Source organism: Ruminococcus flavefaciens (assembly GCF_900119075.1).
Classification (GTDB): Bacteria; Bacillota; Clostridia; order Oscillospirales; family Ruminococcaceae; genus Ruminococcus; species Ruminococcus flavefaciens_Q.
The window spans coordinates 295,758-316,851 of sequence record NZ_FPIP01000002.1; the positions used below are offsets into that span (position 1 = coordinate 295,758).

The following is a 21,094-nucleotide window of genomic DNA, read 5'->3' on the forward strand; positions in this document are numbered from 1 at the left end:
ATATAATGCCTGATAAACTCTTTACTGTTGTAGCAGGTGTTAATGGAGTAGGGAAGAGTACCTATATTTCTAAATTATGCGAAAAGCCAAATGATTTAGGACACATAGTTGATCCTGATCAACTTGCTGTAAGGCATGGAAATATTATTGCAGGCGGCAGAGCCGCCCTGAAGGAGATTTACAATTGTATTGTTAAAAAATCAATTTTTGCAAGAGGGACTACGTTAGCAGGAAAGCATGTCGTAGGTACAATTAAAAAGAATAGAAATAATACTTGAAAAAAATAATTAATTATGATATGATATTATATATGCATATTTTTTAGATAAGTTTGAAAAAAGTTGAAAAGTATTGAAAATTGAAATCTGGAGCTGGCTTATATGACTAAACAGGAATTAGCTAACAAAATTTGGGAAACGGCAAATGAACTAAGAAAGAATATTAAAGCTAGTGAATATAAAGATTATATTCTTGGCTTTATGTTCTATAAATATCTTTCTGATAAAGAAATTGAATATTTACACGAGCTTGGTGGAGAATCACCTGAAGAATTAAAAACACTTGAAGAAACAACAATTGATATGTTCAAGGATCATAACGGATATTTTATTCAATACGACGATCTGTTTCCTGTTTGGCAAGAAAAAGGTCTTGCTTTAGGAGCTAAAGATGTATCCGAAGCAATAGAAAGATTTTATGATAGTATTGAAGCAAAAGGTATAGGCAACAGAAATCCTTACCAAAAATTGTTTGATCAAATATTTGAAGCTCTTCATTCTAAATTATCTAAGCTTGGAGATAATGCTGGTTCGCGCGATCAGTCCGTTCGCAATATCGTTGATCTCATATGGCAAATACCTCCCAAAAATAAGGATTATGATGTTCTTGGTTATATCTATGAATATCTAATAAAAAAATTCTCCAGCGAAGCCAAAAAAGACGGTGCTTTCTACACTCCACACGGACTCACCTCACTTATGGCTAGAATTGTCGCTGACAGATTAAAGAATAAAAACGAGGTAAGTGTTTATGATCCGACAATAGGAACAGCAGGTCTTCTTTTAAATATCGGAAAAGAAATGGGAAGATATGTTGACGAGGATAAAATAGTTTACTATGGTCAAGAGTATATTACAGAAACATGTAGACTTGCAAAAATGAACCTGTTTATGCAGGATATCAGGATACAGAACATAAGGGTTAGAGAAGGCGATTCTCTTGACAAGGATTGGCCATATTTTGATGATGATACAGCATATGAAGCACTTCCGGTAGATGCCGTTGTATCAAATCCGCCCTATAGTCAAAGATGGGATCCAGACTCCCATAAGCTTGATGAAAGATTTAAGTACGGTTTAGCCCCTCGTAAACAAGCGGATCTTGCTTTCTTGTTGCACTGTTTGTACCATGTTAAAGATAAAGAAGGCATAATGGCAATTGTTCTACCACATGGAGTATTATTCCGTGGAGGTACTGAAAAGGCTATCAGAACACAGCTTGTAGATAATCACTGTATTGAAACCATAATAGGTTTCCCAGGCAATATGTTTTTTGCAACGGATATTCCAGTTATTGTTATGATTCTTTCAAAAGGAAGAAAAGAAAGTGATATTTTATTCGTTGACGCTTCTGCTTCTTACGGAAAAGAAGCAACGCAGCACGTCTTGCGTGAAATGGACATTCAAAGAATTTTTGATGTCGTTATAAATCGAAAAAAAGAAGACAACTTTTCAGAATTAGTAACGCTTCAACAGATAAAAGAAAATGATTACAATCTTAATATGCCAAGATATGTCTCAGCTTCAGAGAAAAGAAATCCTGTTGATCCATATTCTGTTATGACGGGAAAAATCTCTAATATTGACCTTGAAAAGTTTAAAGGATACTGGAAATTGTTTCCTAATCTCAAATCATATGTTTTTTCAGAGGAAGATGGTTATAACACTTTCAAAGCTGCATCTATCAAAGAAACAGTATTTGCGGATAAAGATGTCACTAGATACATAGCTGATATAGGTGTGATATCCAGCCAATTTAGAGGCTTACTCTGTGACTCATTACTTAGTGATTCAGTAGACAGGAAAGACTTTGATAAGATTAAGAATGAATTGTTCAGATTATATGGTAACATCGAATTACTCGACAAGTATTCTGTTTATCAGGCCTTTGTTGATGAATGGGGCATTATAGATGAAGATCTTATCCGAATCAAGAACGAGGGTAAGGGAATTTGTAAGGAAACAGAACCTAACATGGTTCTTGTAAAGAATAATTCTACCAAGAAATATGATGAAGTTCAGAAGGGCATTAAGGGTAAGATTATATCTATTCTTATGATACAACAGGTATATTATGCGGAAGAACTTGAAAAGTTATCGAAGCTTAATAGCAGAAGCGCTGCTCTCGAAAATGAAATTGAAGAATTATGGGGAGAACTTGATGATGATATAAAATCTTCTCTTGTTAAAGACTCGAATAATGATGGCAACGATGAAGAGAAGAAAATGGACATTAAAAAAATATCAGATGAAGTCAAAAGGCTACTTGCTGATTTTAACTCACCTGAGATCAATACGCTTAATGAATATCTTGACATAAAGAAAAAGGAAGATAAGATAGCATTTATCAACATTCATTCTGAGATCAACTGGAACAGTATGAAACAGAATAAGGATACAACCTATGGTTCCTCTGAAGTAAAGAAACGTATAGAAGCTATAAAGCTTGAACACGATTATGATACTGATACTGATGAAGGAAAAATAATCAATATTAAGAAAGACGCAGAAGAAAAAACCAGAGTTAATAGCAAGGCGAAGAAACTTTCCGCAGAGCTTGAAAGCAAGGCTGTTGAGAAAATGTCAAACCTTACAGATGAAGAAGTTAACAGCCTACTGACAAAAAAGTGGATTGAACCGGTTATGCAGAGCATCGACAACGATGTTGAGCAGGTTGTCATGAAGCTTGTCAACGAATTACAGGCTTTAAGGGACAAGTTTGAACATTCTATGCCTGAAATAGATAACGAAATCTCAGAACTTGAGAAATCGCTTTATTATATGCTTGAAGATTTAAGCGGAAGCAATAGGGATATGGAAGCTGTAACAATGTTCAGAAAGGAGCTGTTTACTGATGAGGAAAGCTCCTGATATACGTTTTAAAGAATTTACCGACGCTTGGGAACAGCGTAAGTTAGGTTCAATTGCTGATAAAGTCACCGAAAAGAACGGGCAGCTTTCATATTCTGAAACTTTTACGAATTCTGCGGAATTCGGAATAATCAGTCAAAGAGACTTCTTTGATCATGATATATCTAATTCTGAGAATATTGGCGGCTATTATGTAGTCAGGGATAATGACTTTGTATACAATCCAAGAATCTCAGTCACTGCTCCTTGTGGTCCAATAAACTGCAACAGACTAGGCAGAAATGGCGTAATGTCGCCGCTTTATACTGTTTTCAAAACACATGATATTGATACTCTATATCTTGAATGGTTCTTCAAAAGCAGTTATTGGCATTCGTTCATGTACTATAATGGTGATTCCGGTGCGAGGTCAGATAGATTCTCTATAAAGAACGATTTGTTTTTTATGATGCCTATCCCTGTGCCGACTGAAGAAGAACAGCGTAGAATTGGAAGTCTTCTCTCGACCCTTGACAAAGCTATTACCCTTCATCAGCGTAAGTTAGAAAAGCTTCAGCTGATAAAAGAAGCTATGCTTGATAAAATGTTCCCCAAAAATGGAGAAAGCGTTCCTAAAATTAGATTCAAGGGTTTCAAAGGCGATTGGGAATATAAGGAATTAGGTGAAGTATTTTCAGAGTACTCAGAAAAGAATCATCAAGAATTACCTCCACTAACCATTATTCAAGGACAAGGTACAATTAAGCGTAGTGAATCAAATAGAAATGTTTCTTATGATGAATCTTCTTTATCTGGATATAAACTTGTAAGAGAAAATGATTTTATTGTTCACCTTCGTTCATTTGAAGGTGGACTTGAAAAGGCAAATTCAGATGGAATTGTGAGCCCTGCATATCATGTTTTACAGGGTAATTCCATAGATTGCACGTTTTATTACCTATTTTTCAGATCATATGATTTTATATTTAACAGACTTAAAAACTGCGTCTATGGAATTAGAGATGGTAAAAGCATTGATATTGCAGAAATGAAGAAAATTAAAATACCATATACATCTATTGAAGAACAAAAGAAAATAGGTGAATACTTTTCTAACCTGGATGAAATGATAATGCTTTACAAGAAAAAACATACTAAACTAAAGCAATTCAAAGAAGCAATGCTTGATAAAATGTTTATTTAGTGGGGGGATTAATATGCCATTACCATATACAGGACGTAACGGAGAACTTAACTTCGAGGAAGATTTTGTTGCAGCTCTGAAAAAGAGAGGCTGGAATAATACTGTTCTTAAACACAAGACGATACCTGAATTAATTCAGAATTGGAAAGATATTATTTTTGAAAGAAATCGATCAGCGCTGAACAATATTCCCCTATCTGATTCCGAAATGGAAAGGCTCATGGATACTGTACGCAGCGACACAAATACACCAGTAAAAGCAAATATATTCCTTCAAGGAAAAGATGTGCCTATAACGCGAGATAGCGATTCCCAAGATACTCGAAATGCAGGCAGAGATGTTTTCGTTAATATCTTTTCTCCGGGAGAAATAGCTGGAGGTACGTCAAAATATCAGATAGCTGAACAGATTGTCTTCAATCAACAGGAAGATACCAGAGACAGACGTGGTGATGTTACGCTGTTGATTAATGGTATACCGGTTATCCATATTGAATTAAAAGCAAGCGGTGTGGATATTTCTGAAGCTACAAATCAAATCAAAAAGTATATCCAAGAGCGTAAATTCCAGGGATTTATGGGATTAATACAAGTATTTTGGGCTATAACTCCTGAAGACGCTTTGTATTTCGCTAATCCTGGTGACATAGGAAAAATGAATTCAGCTTTTTTCTTCCATTGGGGTGATAAAGACAGTAATATTATTTCCGACTGGAAGGAATTAATTGACGGCGAATCAAGAGTCTTATCTATTCCGGAAGCTCATCAGCTCGTCGGATATTATGCTATTGCTGATAAATCCAAAGATTCGTTGAAGATTTGCAGGAGTTATCAGAAATATGCTATAAAAGCTATTGTTGAACGTGTATCACAACAGCAGTGGGGAGATCATAACCAACGCGGTGGATTTGTATGGTGTACAACCGGCGGAGGTAAGACAATGACTTCTTTTAAAGCTGGTCAACTCATTATTGACAGAGGATATGCCGATAAGGTCGTTTTTCTTGTAGATAGAATTGCTCTAAATAATCAGTCTAAACTTGAATACAATTCTTTTGCTCCTGTTGGAAGAGAGGTACTTGAGACTAAAGATACAGCGGATCTTTTCAATAAACTTATTAGCAGTAAAGCAGGAACTGAGATGCTAATCTCTTCTATCCAGAAAATATCAAGAATTACCGACGATACAGTTGAAACAAGAAAAGATGAATTAGAAAAGATTAAGGCGAAAAGAATAGTTTTTATTATTGATGAGGCTCATCGTTCTCAATTCGGTGAAATGCATCAGAATGTTAAGAAAACATTCTATAATGCCATTTTTATCGGATTCACTGGCACACCAATATTTCCGGATAATATGAAGGAAGGTGAAATGACTACTGAATCAGTATTCGGGAAATGTCTTGCAGTCTACTCATTGGCAACAGGTATCAGAGATGGTAATGTTCTAGGATTCTTCCCTATAGGTGAAAGAACTTATGAAGATAAGGACCTAAGAGAAAAAATAGCACTTGCAGAAAGTAATTCGCAAAATGCTGATGAAGCCAAAAGCGATCCAGAAAAGTGGAAGAAATATCGATATTTCCGAGAGAAAGCCCCAATGGCTACGGAATACGAAGATAACGGCGATATTAAAAAAGATAATAATGGTAGACCGCTCAAAGGAATTGAAGATTATCTTCCTTCAGGTCAATATGATAATGATGATCACCGCAAAGCAGTTGTAAAAAATATAAGTGAAAACTTTGATTCAATTGCTAATGGCGAAAACGGCACACTATTCCATAGCATATTAGCTACAACGTCCATTCCAGAAGCGTACGAATACTGGAAACTATTTAGAGATAAGGCTCCAAATTTAAATGTCACAACACTTTTCGATGCTAATATTGATTCTAATTCTGGAAGAGAATTTGAAAAAGAGAAAGCTTTAATTGAAATCGTAAGTGATTATTCTAAAAAATTCAACCTTGATTTGGACTGGAAAAATGATCCTAAATGTGTTCGTTTTAAAGAAGATCTTATGGCAAGGCTATCTCATTCAAAACCTTATACGATGATAGGAAATGACCATAATAAATGCCTTGATATTGTTATCGTTGTCAATCAGCTATTAACAGGATTTGACTCACAGTATGTAAATGTATTGTATCTTGACAATGTACTTGAAAACGACAATTTGATTCAGGCTATTTCCAGAACTAATCGCGTATATGATAATAACGAAAAGCCATTAGGATTAGTGAAGTTTTTCAGAAAAATCTATTCCATGAAGCGCAATCTTGATGATGCTCTTAAGTTATATTGTCAAGGAGATTATGCTGATGTGAAGGTTGATGATCTTGATGATAACATTGTATCACTTAATGCAAGTTTCAAAAAAATATCTGATATTTTCAAAATTGATCAAATCGACAATTTTGATCAACTTCCTAAGGCTGATGCAAATCGTCAAAAATTCAAAAAAGAATTCTATAAAATGAAAAGTACGTTGAGAGCCGCAATGCTTCAAGGAATGAAATGGGATAATGAATTCGGCAAAAAGCTGCTTTTTGATGACAGAACATATCGGATACTGAATAAACGTTATCAAGATCTTCCTTCAAATGGTGGATGTGGAGGTGGAAAGAAAAAGCCTGGATACAATATTCCAACCAACATGTCAACAATTGAAATGGATAAAATTGATGCTGTCTATCTTGAAGCACAGTTTAAAATAGTTACGTTAAGAGATATAGCCAAACAAGAAGATCAATTACTAAGACAAGCAAATGCAATTAAAGCAATAAAGGAAAACATAGGTGTATTGCCTGAGAATAAGCAAAAATATGCAAAACAGATACTCGAAGACATAAGAAACGGAGTTCTTATTGTTGAAGAAGGGAAAACCTTTCTTAGCTATATACAGGAATACTCCAATAGGAGTATCAAGAAAGCAATAGAACAATTCACATCCAAATTTGATCTTGATTTTGAGCTATTCTATGATCTTTATTCAACAACTATTGATGGAAAAATTGATAATATCAAACTGGAAGCAATTGAAAAAAAAGCGAATTTAGAAAAAGCAAAGCAGTACTTTAATACTACTTCAGCTTTATCTGTTAAAGGGAAACTACATAATGAATTAAAAAATTATATAGAAGAAAAAAAGGCAGAAATAATACTATAATCCTTAGAGCTTTTCTAATACAACGCATATTTCTAAGTGTCGAGCAAAAGTAGTTATTGGGATTCCTTTTAACTATATTACGCTAAAAAGTAAGTGATTTCAGCACAAGTCAAACGGCGATAAAACGGTGAAATATGGTTTGAAATCTCTAAAACCATTAGTTTGAATAATTCTTACTGTAAAGACAGACGCCATTTATGGTAATGTCAAAACTTAGGAATATTAAGAAACGGATGATAGGGTTATTTAGTCGGTAAAAGTTTCGTTAATAAAAGCGTAGGTTTGTGATAATCCTATAGTAAAGTATGATGTAGAAAAGAAACAGGCATATCTGAAGTATCAAGATGAGAGAATAGAGTATTTAACCAATAAAAAGTATAGCCTAGAATAATAATTGTAATGTGGAGGTGCCATTATGACAGCACTCAGAAAAGAAATCAATTATGCCATTGCATGTGTAAGTGAATTTGCTGAAAGGCATAAGCTTAGTAAACAAGAAGCGTTTAACTATTTATACAAGTACAAGGGAATAGAGTTCCTTAAAGAAAACTATGAGATTGAGCATACGCTCTCACTTGATGATGCCTTGGATGATCTGTTCATAATTTGCCGTAACAATGGAGGGACATTGTAATGCTGTTATATCATGGAAGCAACACAGATATTAAAAGTATCAGTTTAGCAATGTGTCGCCCATATAAAGATTTTGGTAAAGGCTTTTATCTCACAGAGTTAAAAGAACAGGCTGCAAAAATGGCAGCAAGAGTATCTAAAATTTATGGTGGAATACCTATAATAAATGTCTATGAGATAACTGATGGTTTTAGTGAAAATACAACACTAAATATCCTTAGATTCGCTGATGTTCCGTCAAAGGAATGGGCAAGGTTTGTTATGAACAATCGCAGCCGAAGCTTTACAGATCATGCAAGTGCAGAATGTAATCATGATAACAAATATGATATTGTGATCGGTCCAGTAGCAGATGATGATATGGCTATGTTATTCAGACAGTATCAAAATGAACTTATAACTTTTGAAAATCTTATAAATGGTATGACATTCCGTAAAACCACAAATCAGTATTCTTTTCATACCGAAAGAGCAATTTCTTTGCTTAGAAAGGTTGGTGCTGAGAAATGAACAAACAGGGACAGCTTATAGAGTTCTGTATACAGGACATCGTAGAGAGTATTGTCAAAGAGCAGCATATTGAGTACGATAAGGCGATGGTGTTGTTTTATGGCTCTGAGACATTTGCTAAACTTAATGATATTGAAACAGGTTTATACCTTGAAAGCTCAGATTATATTTATGCTATGTTTCAAGATGAAATGAATTTTGGGAAAATAATTCAAGCAGAGATATGAAGAAAACGCTCTGTATCTGAGAACGCATGAGATAGCAAGAAATGGACTATGCCTCTGAGAAAATGGTGGAAAGTTCGCTGGGTGAGAGTCAATCCCAAATTCTGTGTAAACGAAAAATAGTGCAATAAAAGAGTATATGATGAGACCGATTGTGAAAGCAGTCGGTCTTATCTGCATATTAGCACATGATTATTTGATTGTCAAGATGAAAATGTTATTCTGGTATCCTGTCTCCATAATAAATCACGAGCTGAGCGTAGATGCGGCTCCAGTCCTGTCGGCGACCGGTCCACTTTTTCGTGATGTCCTTCATAGCCAGATACAGCATTTTGAAAAGGCTGTCATCAGTGGGAAATACAGACTTTGCCTTAGTTACTTTTTTCAGTTGACGGTTGAAGCCTTCTATGGTATTGGTCGTATAGATCAGCTTTCTCAGTTCCTGAGGAAACTTGAAATATGTGCTTAGATTAGGCCAGTTCTCATACCATGACTTCGATATCTTGGGATATTTACTGTCCCAGGCCGCAGCAAAAGCCTCAAGAGCGTCCAGAGCAGCTTCCTCGTCTACTGCGGTATAGACCTTTTTCAGATCAGCCATAAGTGCCTTGATATCCTTGTAGGAGACATATTTACTGGAATTCCTGAGCTGATGAATGATGCAGTTCTGGATATCGGTCTTTGGAAATACCGCTTCTATCGCCTGAGAGAATCCTGTTAGGTTGTCGGTGCAGGCGATAAGTATATCTTCAACTCCCCGGTTACGCAGGCTGTTCAGTACGCCTGCCCAGAACTTTGCGCTTTCATTTTCACCAACCCACATACCGAGAACGTCCTTCCTGCCGTCCATATTAACGCCTATCGCTATGTATACAGCCTTTTTGATAATCTGACCTTCACTGCGTACATGGTAGTGGATAGCGTCGAGAAATACGACTGCATAGACGCTTTCAAGCGGTCTCTGCTGCCATTCCTTTGCAACAGGGAGGACCTTGTCTGTGATACGGCTGACGGTGGTATCAGATATCTCCAGACCGTAAATATCACGGATATGGTCCTCAATATCGGACGTTGACATCCCCTTGGCGTACATAGAGATAATCTTGTTCTCCATATCCTGGGATATGCTTGTCTGATTCTTAGGCAGTATCTTTGGTTCAAATTCGCCGTTTCTGTCACGAGGCACTTCGATATCCACCTTGCCCACACTGGTGCGAAGAGTCTTCTTGCTGTGACCGTTACGGTTATTGTCAGTTTCCTTGTTCTTCACGTCATACGGCTCATAACCAAGCTCAGAATCAAGTTCTGATTCAAGGCTGCCTTCCATAAATCCAGCAAGTGCTTCCTTGAACAGCTCCTGAATATCATCCATACTCTGGATATTAGCTGCCGAAAGAAAATCGCTTATCAGCTCTCTTCTTGCTCGCTGCTCTTCTGTTTCATTTCTTCGTCTTCTTCCCATAATTAAAACTCCGAAGTAGTGTCTCTTCTATTATACACTACTTCAGAGGTTTACACAAATTTTAGGATAGACTCCTGGGTGAGCTGGAGATCATGTATCCCGATAGGCTCAGTTGAACTGTCGGATATCAGCCTAATAATTTATAAGGTTTACCCTCGCCATCGGCGAGGGCAATTTTATATCCTATGGGACGCAGTTTATTTGACGCTTACTTCTTTTGGGCTTAGTCCAGTAAAAAACATTGCAATTATATAAAAAATCGATTACATGTTACTTTTGTTTCCAATGTGCAGCTATGCCTATTTTCCTTCCTGTACAGATAAAATTAACCATAAACATCCTTAATCAAATGATTCAAATTCGCATCATCTTGAATACCAAGTGATTGCAGGTATTCTATCTGTAAAAGCTTTACTATTTCTGCATATTCATTATCATCATGAATGTTGTTTAATACCAAAGGATTACATATTAACTTATTTCTATCAATTGTTCCTGGAGAATCAATGTAAAAACCATTTTCTGATGCCTGAGTAGGTAGACCTTTACAACCAATTATAGAAATACATATAAACAAACGTTCATCCTTTATTATATCCTTGAATATGTTTCTGTACCTATCTAATGTTATGCTTATTTCTCTCCAATAACTTCTGTTAGCAAAAAAGCCATTTGGAAATTGATTCTTGCTGAAAAGAACTCTTTCCGATAATGATTCAAAACATTCTATAATTCCATTATTATTAATATAACATTCAGCATTGGAAACGTTATCATTATCTGGCAAAAATCTTAATCCGTCTACGCAAGGATTAATTCTGGAGCTGTAAGTGAAATCTCGGAATATATAAGAAAAATCATATCGTTTCTTTCTGTACAAAACAAACATATTCTTATTATAGCTTGGATCAGAAAATGTTTCCGGAATAATATGTAACAACAGGAATCGCGAGTATTTATCACTTTCTTCTTCCGACTGCTCACTGTAATACTGTATCCGTTCCTTGCGGTAATTGTATATCTCCTTATCGAGAGACAGGGACTGATTGAACATATTTCTCAACTCCGTATAAGTTATGGTAGTTTTTTTGTTGCCTGTACGTTTGAAAACTTGATAATTCTTCTCATCTTCAATATGAAGGTATGGTGCAAAGTAGTCGTGCTTTACATAGATAATGACGACATACTTCTCGACATCAAGTTTTATAAAACGGAAAGAAATCACAGGGACTTTGGGCTGAATTCCTGCAAGATCATTACGCCTATCCAGTTCAAACTTATCAGTGTTGTCATTAGGTATATCTATACCGCACAGTTCAGAAGCACAACCGTTATCGTCGCTTATACCGAAAACAAGATATCCGCCCTCCGCATTAGCGAAGGCACATACATCGCTTTTGAACTCATACTTCTTTTGCGTTAATAAGTCTTTTTTATCCTTAGGGATCTCCAGAAATGAAAAGTTCTTTTTGTAGTCGATATATTCATTCTCACGATAGTCAGGATTCTCGATAAGGACTTTTAAATCTTCTGCGTTACAGTCAAGAAAAGATTTATTGTTGATAGTTGGAAGCATAATTATCTCCTATATTTTTCTTCGTATTTCACCGTAGTACAAATCTTTAGTTTCTGGGTATTCGATAATCTCAAAACCAAATTTGTTGTAGAAATGATGTAATCTGTTTTTGTGATCTGAATCAACAACTGATAAATTTCCATACAATTCACGGTAGTCATTATTTTCGGCGTATTCAATCAATTTTTTCATCATTGCCGAACCTATGCTATGATTAAAATACTTGGATTGAGCATGACGTATATCACCAATCATTATTCGGTTATCATCTTCAATCACACAGGTTATAAAAGCTAATCGTTTTCCGTTATTTATAGCCTTGATGGATAGATAATAATCTTCCTGTTCTATTACAACTTCAAATTCGATTGGTTTATCTTTACGACTAAATAGTGCTTTGAACATAGCGGTATTTTTCACCTCTTTCTTGTAATAATACTATATGTCGACGACATGGTGATATAAAATCTTACTGAAAATAAAAAACTACAATGTCATCTAACTGTTTTGAAAGGGTTTTGAATTCTTGATTCAAGTCTAGAGTTTTTGCTCCGATACTATTTCCACCAATAATGAATGGCTGTCCATTAGGGAACATTTCGTCGTCAGTCTTTGCATAAAGTAAGAGTCCTGAAACATTGCCATCATTCTCAACATCCATATTTTTGACATAAGCGAATATCTGATAAAGGTGAGCAGAACGTAAAGTTGCTTTATCATAGTTTTCAATCATTGATCTGCCATAATACTTAGCATCAATGATAAGAGTTTTGTCACCTTTATGCAAGGTGATGTCAGTCTGCATCGTTGGAAGAAAATGTATCATCGTTTCATCGGGCTGCTCTGTAAGATTCCACTTCACCTGTGCAGACTTAGGTTTCAGTTCAGGGTAATGCTGTTCGTAATACTTCAAAATGAACCTTTCATAAAGCTTTTCCATGTGCTCATCCGAGAATGAAATAAGCTTATAACTACCATCTTCTGTTGTCTGAAGCATACCGTTCAGCAATAAATAACATATATTGAGCAGCAGTTCGTAATTGCGGTTGTTTCGTTGATAGATAAGTCTATTCCAAGTTATATGATCTGGCTGTATCAACTGGACATTACCCAAAAAGACGATGAGCTTTTTGAGTGCCTGTTTTCTTTCAACTGCTACATCTTCAGCATATATCAGACGATGTATTGTGACTTTCAGTATCTGATTATATAGGTTATCTTCAGAAAACTCATCGAATTCGCAGGATAGTTTCTGCTCTCGTTGTGCCTGCAAACGCAGAGTATCATTGATATTAAGCTTCCCACGCATCACTGATAACTGTTCTTGCATTGGAACATACTCACGATACAATCCTTGCTTCAACTGTCTTGAAACACCTTTTTCAAGTATTGCTGCAAAAAGATCATGTGTTTTGTGAAACTTCTCTCCAGCAACTTGTCTGTAGTCTTCCTGCTTTAATATTTGAAACGCATATGACAGCATATAATAGATATTCTTTATGTAAATACTCTTATCAACTGTCATATTTCTCACCTATAATCTGATACAGAGCTTTGGACCATTCATCAAGCTTCTTATCATTATCAAACCAATATTCTTCAATAAGCGGTATTATCTCATATTCAACTACGTTACGAACCCACTCATCGTTAATTACAGATATATCTTCAGGGGAGAAATAGCTATGACCTATTTCAAAGCCCTTCCCAAGTGTCGTATCAATGCGTATGTCATTATTTAAACCAATGATCTTAGATATGACAGAATGATATAATTTGCAATCAATGTCAGCTGTATATGAACCGAATCCGTTATTATCAGCATTTTCAAATGCAGGTTTCATAGTATAAAAACTGAAGCGTCTGCGGAGTGCATAGTCTATCATAGCAAGGCTGCGGTCTGCAGTATTCATCATGCCAATAATGTGTAAGTTTTCAGGAATATAGAATGAAGTTCCACCGTAAACAAGGTTCAGTTTATGTCTTTCTCCACGCTTATCTGTTTCAATAAGCATTAATAACTCACCAAAAATCTTACTGAGGTTACCACGGTTGATCTCGTCGATAATAAAGAAATATGGCTTATCTGGGTTTTCTTTACATCTTATGCAGAAATTATAGAATATACCGCTTTGAAGCTCAAAGCCTCCTTGATCATTGGGACGGTATCCCATGATAAAATCTTCATAAGAGTAATTTTGATGGAATTGTACCATACAAATTCGGTTTTCGTTTTTCTCTCCAATAATGGAATATGCCAAACGCTTAGCGGAGAACGTCTTTCCTACTCCAGGAGCGCCTTGTAAAATGACGTTTTTCTTTCTGATTACAAGGGAACGAAGTTTATCGTAATCTGATTCTGTAATGAACACCTCTTTGAGAAAATCATTTTTTGTGTATTTATGATCTTTTTGTTTCTTATAATATTGCGATAGATCAATTACAGGAATAGGTTCTCCTTTACGTTTTGCAGCATTGATTTTTACCCATTTCATATGGATAAGACCAGCAAGCTCCATTGTCATATCAATAATCATGCCTAGTTCGGTTAGAGCCCATACTCCTTTTGTTCCGTTGCTTATAATGCCCTCGCGAGCAAGGTCATTACGGGCAAAATCAATTTGATTTATAACTCTACTGGCTCCCGTTTTTTCATAAGTAACGCTTAACTCTTCATCTGTAATTCCCATAAGCTCAATAACTTTTTCGTGTGCTTCTTTTCTTGCTGCGCTTCCACCAAGCTCTTTTAATGCTTGGACTAATGGAGAAAAGTATTTCAAGAATTCAGAGTTTGAAGGCGAAATTATCTCAATTGGTTGCTCGTCTGTCTTATTCCAATTATCAATCAACCATTGTGCTGCATCAGGCTTGATTGAAATTCCTGAAGCCTGTGGACTCCATTGTTGTTCAGGGAATAGAGTCTTTAGTTGTTCTTGTGATATTATTTTCTCGCTCTTATAATCTTTGGTATCAGTAATTGTAATATCAACCAATCTTGTACCGTTTTTCTCGTAGCTATCACTGTATGCATAACCTGTTGCAACAATTCCTTTCGGATTAACGCCAAGTCTAATGATAAATATTCTGTCACCCGATTTAACCTTTGTGCTATGGCATCTCCATGCTTCAGTATATTTATCGCCATTCTGTACTTTTTTTAACATCGTATAATAGTTATATTGATCGTCAACACTTTCCCAATCATAATTATTAGGATTCCATGCTAATAACCATGCTTTGGGGGCGGATGATGCTTGAATATACAGTGCTTCCTTTAGTTCATCTCTCAGTTTCCAAATATAAACTCCTTCTTGTTGTTTATCAGCCTCTTTTCCAACGTAGAGAATTGTCCACCATTCAGCATTTTCTTTAAGATCATCATTGATCAGAGGACAATTTGTTTTCTTATGAATTCTCTTCGCCAATTTTTTTGAGATCATACTATAAAAGCCAGGATCTTTCCCATACTTGATAGAAAGCTCCTTACAAGTAGCCTGCCCACCGATATCATAAAAAGCTTTGATAACAGTCAAACTGTTTTCATCAAAAACTTCAGGATCGTTTAATAAATCGAGCCAGTCCTCAACAGACAGTCCCGGTGTGTATTCTTCAATAGAGGGGAACCACTCATGTTCATCATTCTTAATAATCATAATATCCTCCTTAGCAGGTGCCTGAAGTTATTGTAATTCTATAAAAATTGTACCTTTTTTATATTACATACTTCAACGATATTTTGTTAATAATAAACTATATAAGTATTTTTGTAACATTCTACAAGTTAGCTATGCGTGTGTTGTACAATATGCTATAACTGAAAAGGATGTAAATGATTATAATGTAAGCCTTATAACTCAAAATGTACTATAATAGGGGGCATTGTGCCCGATAAATTTCCATTTTTGATAATACATCAAACAGCTATAGATATAAAAAAAGGCTTCCCCATAACGGGGAAGCTTAAGTGTTTGATATATACGTAATAATCCTTTTAGATATTAAACGCTTCACTTACAAGTTTCAGAAACTCGTATATTTTATTCACCCAATTCTCAGCATCTTCTTTTTTGATTCCTTGTCCTTGATGAGCCTCGGTATTTCTAGCTTTTCTTATAGCTTCAAAATACAGCAATAGATCAGAGCGCTGATCGATACTTATATTTTCAAATAAAATCCTATTATTAGAAAAGCAGTAGAATAAATCTCCTATAGTAAATGAAGCTATTCTATTAAGTGCCCTGTTGCCTGTATCTATTTCTTCCCTCCTTGGATAGCAGACAATGCATAAGCGAAGGTATTTTTCTATCGCTGTATAGAAATTGATCATGTTTATTACGGTAGCTTTGGTTTGTTTTATTATATCATAATTCATTTCAGCAATAGCTAATTGTTTTTCAGTACCTAGTAAAGAAGTTAATGCTTCAATATCGTCATAAGTATCCTTTGCATACTTCTCTTTTTCTTTGAGATTATTTAAAAATGCAATATCAAAAAAGCGCTGAAATACAGTGTTTTTGTATTTCTCAAGACTTGAATCTTGATTATTTTGAAAATCATCAATTATTTCATTATGTTTCTTTATAGCTTTAATGGTTATAACACGAGTTGAATCTTCAAGATTTGAGAAACTTGTGCTTTTAATATGCTTGCGAATTGCATTGAAAAGTATATTATGAATTTTGACAGGCGAAAGATTACGTGGGTTATTGACCAGGATATCAATATCAAAATCAAATCCAGTATTTCCTTGTCGGATACAAGTTATCATATTTCTACTTGAACTACCTATAAATTGGGGGACGAATGTGAATTCGCTTTTTACTTCAATTTGGATTTGTCTTATAAACTCCATTAATTCTTTCCTTAATGGAGAAGCCTCCTTTCTGGTTACATAACGAAAATGTGGCATATGCATTACTCCTTCACAATTAATCTCCCATTCCTTCCATTTGAAGCCATCAAATCATTATATTCTATCACAATAACTTTTGTGTGTCAATATACTTTGTAAAAATATAGAAGAGATTGATTTTGCATTTTGATATTGTTTAGCATTGCCTTTTGTTATTCAAGTCAAAAAATAAGATTATGTTGATTTTTGTCTTTCATGGTGATATAATCAAAGTATATACAAAGCTATATATGCTTAACCATAAATTCAGATGAATGAAGAATAAATTGCGTTGAGTTAAACACGGAAGTGTTCGAAACGGTTAATGGTATTATAAGTTGAATTTTGTTGAAAGGTGAAATTAATATGCGATTTGGATTCAAAGAATTAAATGATGATGAAAAAGATTCGTTTTTTGATGTTATATGTGCTGCAGCTGCTGACTTGCCTGATCCATGTCCGTTACTTGAAGATTTTGGTAGCCATAGTAGTGCCTTAGTTGGCGCAACATATGCAGGATATAAATTTTTACGCTCAAGGCACGAATATAAAAAGTTTATGCAGCATTTTGAAAATGAGAGCCGAAAGCTTATACCTTATAAAGTAACTTCGGAAGAAGCAAATCAGATCTTTAAAGCTGTTGAAAAGTATATTAAAAAAATAAGAAAAGAAGAAAAAAAGCTTTCATTTTATTTTTTGCATAAAGAGAAAGCACCAGAGCTTGTAGACTGCCTTTTTAGGGAATGTAATAACGCACTCGAGGACAAAGAAATTTCTGATGAAGCTTTGCGTTCGGTTCTTAATAATCTGGTTAGTATACTTCTTCAGAATAATAAGGGTGTAATGCTTCTGACTGAGTTGTCAGATATCACAAAGGATATTCTTGACAGACTTAAGCAGGATGGAAAAGATATAGATATACTAAAGAATGACTTAGAAGCTCTTAAAAAGGCTTTAGATGCGCTTTTACCCAAATATGCGATATATGTAAATAATGCAGAATTACCGTCTGTGATTACCAGTAATATATTTAGTTTCAGAAATCCTAATATAACTTTTTGCGGCAGAGAAAGCGAACTTACAAAGCTAAAAGAATGGTTAAAAAGACCAGGTATTTCTGTTTGGGGGATTACAGGACCTGGAGGGATAGGAAAGAGCCGTCTTGCTCTTCATTTTGCACAGCTTGATGAGGCTGATTGGCAAACAGTATGGCTTGACGAGGCGTTATTGAAAGCTTTGCTTGGTTGTACAGAATTTAACTTTAATAAGCCAGTTCTGTTTATTTGTGATTATGCCTCGCAGTACGAATCACACTTAAAGCTCATTATTGATAAGATGAGCTGGGCTAATGCCAACGCTAAATTCCTTTTGTTAGAGCGTTCTGTTGTATGGTATAATGAATTCAGATGTAAAAACGATATAATCAAAGAAAACGCACTGAAAGATCCAATTGAGCTTGAGAAATCAGCTTTCAGTGATGATGACTATTTTAATATAATGCATGATATTGCAGATCATGAGTATGAAGGCAGAATGATACCTGATGATGATATGCGTAGTATTATTGAAAAGTCAAAGCAACTTTCAGACGGTGAAGGTTCTGTTCGCTGTTTATTTCTGATGCTTATTACTGATGCTTATCTGCGTGATGAAAGTATACAGGTGATCAATGCTAAGGAATTGCTTCATAACTATATTGAACATTCTAAAAAGATTATTTCAGATAAATACGGCGAAGAGATAACTGAAAGTGGTTTACGTGTCCTGGCTTATGCGACAGTTTGTGATGGCGTTAAATGGGAAGAAAAATATCCAGCTATTCAGAGTGATCTTGACAAAATAATGGAGCACTTCCCTGATGATAGAGAAAAAGTCAATGACTTTTTCAGCCAATTGAGTGAAACTGAAATATCGAATACAGTAGCTGCACTTAAGCCTGACTTGATAGGTGAATTTTTGTTTCTAAATATATGGGAAAACCTCTTTATATCAAGCCAAACAAAGTGGATTTCTGAATTATGTAATAATAATTTTAGCAAAAGATTCCTTGCTAGATGTTTAGCGGATTGGCAAGAAAAAGCAGAATTACTTGAGAGTGTATTCTTTGAAGAAAATGTTGATAATCAAATCAGGTTTTTTGGATCTGCTGTTTTTTGTACTGCTGTTTCTATATTAGATTCGGAAGCCATGCAAATGGAGTATTTGGACAGGATAAAGTTACTTGATATCGATCATTCTGGTATTGTATTAGCAAATTATATTATGTCGGTCAATTTTATATTTACAAATGCAATGAAAGAAACCAGAGAAAAGTGCATAAATTTGATTTATGACATAAAGTGGGATCAGTATAGATGTGATTTTGTTGAAGAATCTTACTCCCTTGAGTTGGCTTTAATAAATGCTGCAGAAGTATTACATTCAAATGGGAATTATGACGAAGCTTTAAAATACTATGAAAAAGCACTTGAGTTCGATTTAAATGCACATGAAACAGAATTTGAATATGAACAAACATCTAGAATATATAATAATATAGCGTTAATCTATAGAATCAAGAATGATTACAATAGTGCTTTAGTTAATTATAATAAAGCACTTGATGTCAGCATAAAAATCTTTGGTTCTGATGATCCAAATACTACAAATATTTACAGTAATATTGCGTGTGTATATATAGAACTTCATGATTATGAAAAAGCTCTGGATTATTTTATGAAGGATCTGAAAGCCTGCCAAAATGAATATGGCGCTGATCATCATAATACAGCTAAATGTTATAATAATATTGCAAATCTATATCAACGTGAAGGAAAAATAGATGAAGCCATAAAGTGGTTTGAAAAAGGCGTGGATATTTTAGAGAAAACACTTGGCGAAAATCATTTACGCACAGCTGTATTGTACGATGGATGTGCGGGGGCGTATAAAGCCAAAGGTGAATACGAACATGCAAAAAATTTATATATGAGAGCTTTACAGACACGCGAAAAATCACTTGGCGTTAATCATCCAGATACTGCATATACATATAATAATCTTGCTGGTGTATATAAAGATTTGAGAAGATTAGATGATGCTATGCACTTATATGAAAAAGCTCTTAAAATACGTCAAAGCGTTTATGGTGAAATAAATATGAATACATCTATGACTTACAATGGAATGGGAACCGTATATGATTTGAAAGGTGATTATAAGAACGCATTGTTTTGTTATAAAAAAGCATTTAACATACGCAAAGAATTATTTGGCGAGAAAGATTTATCTTTAGCTGTAATATATGATAATATAGCAGAATCATATAATCATATGGGCGAAAGAAATACTGCAATTACTAATTACAGAAATGCCTTAAATATTCGTAAAAAAGGATTAGATAGAAATCATTCTGACATCGCTTCAACTTACTTAAAACTTGCTGCTATCTACTATGAAAAAGAAGATTATGATAATGCTATAAATAATTATAAGGAAGCATTGAAAATAGAAGAAAAGGTTCTAGGGAAAGACCATATTAGCACAGCATATGTTTATTATAATCTTGCTGCTTTATATTTTTTAGAGAAGAAATATGAAAAAGCTTTGGAATATGCAAAGAAATCTGAAGAATCACTTGAAAAAAATTATGATAAAAAAAAAGAGAGGCTACAAAGTACTTATAAGATCCTTTTAAAGATTTATACTCATAAAAAGAACCATAAAAAAATATTATATTATCAAAAAAGGCTCTGCAATATATAGTGTTTTCATAAAATATAATAGCAAATACATTCCAAATGTTCTCAAATTATAATGTTTAAGGCGAGTCAAAAAATCAAGTGTAAGTCTTTATTCCTTAATCTACTAAGGAAAATGGTGATAAGAAAAAGCGCCTTTACGGAGGCTGGAAAGTAGTATATTCGATGAATTTAATACAATTAAAATCTTGATATAAAATATTAAATGTGATATAATACGATTAGAGAATAATTAATCAGGATAATATTGCTATAAGGTGATATTATTATTGTTTAGCAATATCGTCCTAAATATTCTTTGAAATTATAATTATATTGCTCGAGCGTTTTCAATACAATGTTTTTCAGCTTTGTGCAGCAACGATTGCAGCAACCGGCGACAAAAACTCTTCGCGATGCTTCATTGAGCAAATGTGAAAAATCCCTATTTTACGCGCTGCATAGCTCTTGGTGAACCTCGGTAAAACATAAAATGGGAATCTCATAACCCGAAGGTCGTTGGTTCAAATCCAGCCGCCGCAACCAAATCATAACCGCCTGAATAACGGATAAAT

At 34.7% G+C, this 21,094-nt stretch carries 14 protein-coding genes; 8 read left to right on the forward strand and 6 right to left on the reverse strand.

Features of this window, described 5'->3' with window-relative positions; genetic code table 11:
- Positions 1 to 5 precede the first annotated feature (5 nt).
- The 7 genes from BT105_RS04165 to BT105_RS04195 all read left to right on the forward strand — a co-directional run bounded on the left by BT105_RS04165 (position 6) and on the right by BT105_RS04195 (position 8,874).
- The gene (locus BT105_RS04165) at positions 6 to 278 is read left to right on the forward strand and encodes a hypothetical protein (protein WP_072299566.1); all 273 of its coding nucleotides are present in this window, start codon (positions 6 to 8) and stop codon (positions 276 to 278) included.
- A 102-nt stretch (positions 279 to 380) separates the two neighbouring features.
- Positions 381 to 3,149 (forward strand): type I restriction-modification system subunit M, encoded by a 2,769-nt coding sequence (locus BT105_RS04170; protein ID WP_072299567.1) that lies wholly within the window; start codon positions 381 to 383, stop codon positions 3,147 to 3,149.
- On the forward strand, positions 3,133 to 4,332 hold the full coding sequence (locus BT105_RS14780) for a restriction endonuclease subunit S (protein WP_072299568.1): 1,200 nt from the start codon (positions 3,133 to 3,135) through the stop codon (positions 4,330 to 4,332). Before BT105_RS04170 ends, BT105_RS14780 begins: the two co-directional genes overlap by 17 nt.
- Before the next feature lie 13 nt (positions 4,333 to 4,345).
- Entirely contained in the window at positions 4,346 to 7,504 is a 3,159-nt protein-coding gene (locus tag BT105_RS04180; RefSeq protein ID WP_072299569.1) for an HsdR family type I site-specific deoxyribonuclease, read from the forward strand.
- Positions 7,505 to 7,919: 415 nt separating this feature from the next.
- Complete coding sequence (locus BT105_RS04185; RefSeq protein WP_072299570.1) at positions 7,920 to 8,138, forward strand: DUF3791 domain-containing protein; 219 nt, start codon at positions 7,920 to 7,922, stop codon at positions 8,136 to 8,138.
- Positions 8,138 to 8,647, forward strand: a complete 510-nt coding sequence (locus tag BT105_RS04190) for a DUF3990 domain-containing protein (protein WP_072299571.1) — start codon at positions 8,138 to 8,140, stop codon at positions 8,645 to 8,647. Before BT105_RS04185 ends, BT105_RS04190 begins: the two co-directional genes overlap by 1 nt.
- Positions 8,644 to 8,874: a hypothetical protein gene (locus BT105_RS04195; RefSeq protein ID WP_072299572.1), complete on the forward strand. Its 231-nt coding sequence runs from the start codon at positions 8,644 to 8,646 to the stop codon at positions 8,872 to 8,874. Before BT105_RS04190 ends, BT105_RS04195 begins: the two co-directional genes overlap by 4 nt.
- Before the next feature lie 214 nt (positions 8,875 to 9,088).
- Here the strand turns inward: BT105_RS04195 and BT105_RS04205 are convergent, their stop codons facing one another.
- From BT105_RS04205 to BT105_RS04230, 6 genes are all read right to left on the reverse strand, one after another.
- Positions 9,089 to 10,333, reverse strand: a complete 1,245-nt coding sequence (locus BT105_RS04205; RefSeq protein WP_072299574.1) for an IS256 family transposase — start codon at positions 10,331 to 10,333, stop codon at positions 9,089 to 9,091.
- A 325-nt stretch (positions 10,334 to 10,658) separates the two neighbouring features.
- Positions 10,659 to 11,909 (reverse strand): AlbA family DNA-binding domain-containing protein, encoded by a 1,251-nt coding sequence (locus BT105_RS04210; RefSeq protein ID WP_072299575.1) that lies wholly within the window; start codon positions 11,907 to 11,909, stop codon positions 10,659 to 10,661.
- Positions 11,910 to 11,918: 9 nt separating this feature from the next.
- On the reverse strand, positions 11,919 to 12,314 hold the full coding sequence (locus tag BT105_RS04215) for a GNAT family N-acetyltransferase (RefSeq protein ID WP_072299576.1): 396 nt from the start codon (positions 12,312 to 12,314) through the stop codon (positions 11,919 to 11,921).
- 64 nt (positions 12,315 to 12,378) lie between these two features.
- A complete protein-coding gene (gene mcrC / locus BT105_RS04220; protein ID WP_072299577.1) occupies positions 12,379 to 13,434 on the reverse strand; it encodes a 5-methylcytosine-specific restriction endonuclease system specificity protein McrC in 1,056 nt (351 codons plus the stop codon).
- Positions 13,424 to 15,562, reverse strand: a complete 2,139-nt coding sequence (locus BT105_RS14950) for an AAA family ATPase (RefSeq protein ID WP_072299578.1) — start codon at positions 15,560 to 15,562, stop codon at positions 13,424 to 13,426. Before BT105_RS14950 ends, mcrC begins: the two co-directional genes overlap by 11 nt.
- 338 nt (positions 15,563 to 15,900) lie before the next feature.
- Positions 15,901 to 16,818, reverse strand: coding sequence for a hypothetical protein (locus BT105_RS04230; RefSeq protein ID WP_072299579.1), 918 nt, complete (start codon positions 16,816 to 16,818; stop codon positions 15,901 to 15,903).
- Between the two features lie 348 nt (positions 16,819 to 17,166).
- On the opposite strand from BT105_RS04230, the gene BT105_RS04235 reads away from it, so the two are divergent.
- The gene (locus BT105_RS04235; protein WP_072299580.1) at positions 17,167 to 20,544 is read left to right on the forward strand and encodes a tetratricopeptide repeat protein; all 3,378 of its coding nucleotides are present in this window, start codon (positions 17,167 to 17,169) and stop codon (positions 20,542 to 20,544) included.
- Positions 20,545 to 21,094 lie beyond the last annotated feature (550 nt).

Coding starts and splice junctions, on each gene's coding strand:
- BT105_RS04165 (WP_072299566.1), top strand. CDS start 6: ATGCCTGATAAACTCTTTACTGTTGTAGCAGGTGTTAATGGAGTAGGG.
- BT105_RS04170 (WP_072299567.1), top strand. CDS start 381: ATGACTAAACAGGAATTAGCTAACAAAATTTGGGAAACGGCAAATGAA.
- BT105_RS14780 (WP_072299568.1), top strand. CDS start 3,133: ATGAGGAAAGCTCCTGATATACGTTTTAAAGAATTTACCGACGCTTGG.
- BT105_RS04180 (WP_072299569.1), top strand. CDS start 4,346: ATGCCATTACCATATACAGGACGTAACGGAGAACTTAACTTCGAGGAA.
- BT105_RS04185 (WP_072299570.1), top strand. CDS start 7,920: ATGACAGCACTCAGAAAAGAAATCAATTATGCCATTGCATGTGTAAGT.
- BT105_RS04190 (WP_072299571.1), top strand. CDS start 8,138: ATGCTGTTATATCATGGAAGCAACACAGATATTAAAAGTATCAGTTTA.
- BT105_RS04195 (WP_072299572.1), top strand. CDS start 8,644: ATGAACAAACAGGGACAGCTTATAGAGTTCTGTATACAGGACATCGTA.
- BT105_RS04205 (WP_072299574.1), bottom strand. CDS start 10,333: ATGGGAAGAAGACGAAGAAATGAAACAGAAGAGCAGCGAGCAAGAAGA.
- BT105_RS04210 (WP_072299575.1), bottom strand. CDS start 11,909: ATGCTTCCAACTATCAACAATAAATCTTTTCTTGACTGTAACGCAGAA.
- BT105_RS04215 (WP_072299576.1), bottom strand. CDS start 12,314: ATGTTCAAAGCACTATTTAGTCGTAAAGATAAACCAATCGAATTTGAA.
- mcrC (WP_072299577.1), bottom strand. CDS start 13,434: ATGACAGTTGATAAGAGTATTTACATAAAGAATATCTATTATATGCTG.
- BT105_RS14950 (WP_072299578.1), bottom strand. CDS start 15,562: ATGATTATTAAGAATGATGAACATGAGTGGTTCCCCTCTATTGAAGAA.
- BT105_RS04230 (WP_072299579.1), bottom strand. CDS start 16,818: ATGCCACATTTTCGTTATGTAACCAGAAAGGAGGCTTCTCCATTAAGG.
- BT105_RS04235 (WP_072299580.1), top strand. CDS start 17,167: ATGCGATTTGGATTCAAAGAATTAAATGATGATGAAAAAGATTCGTTT.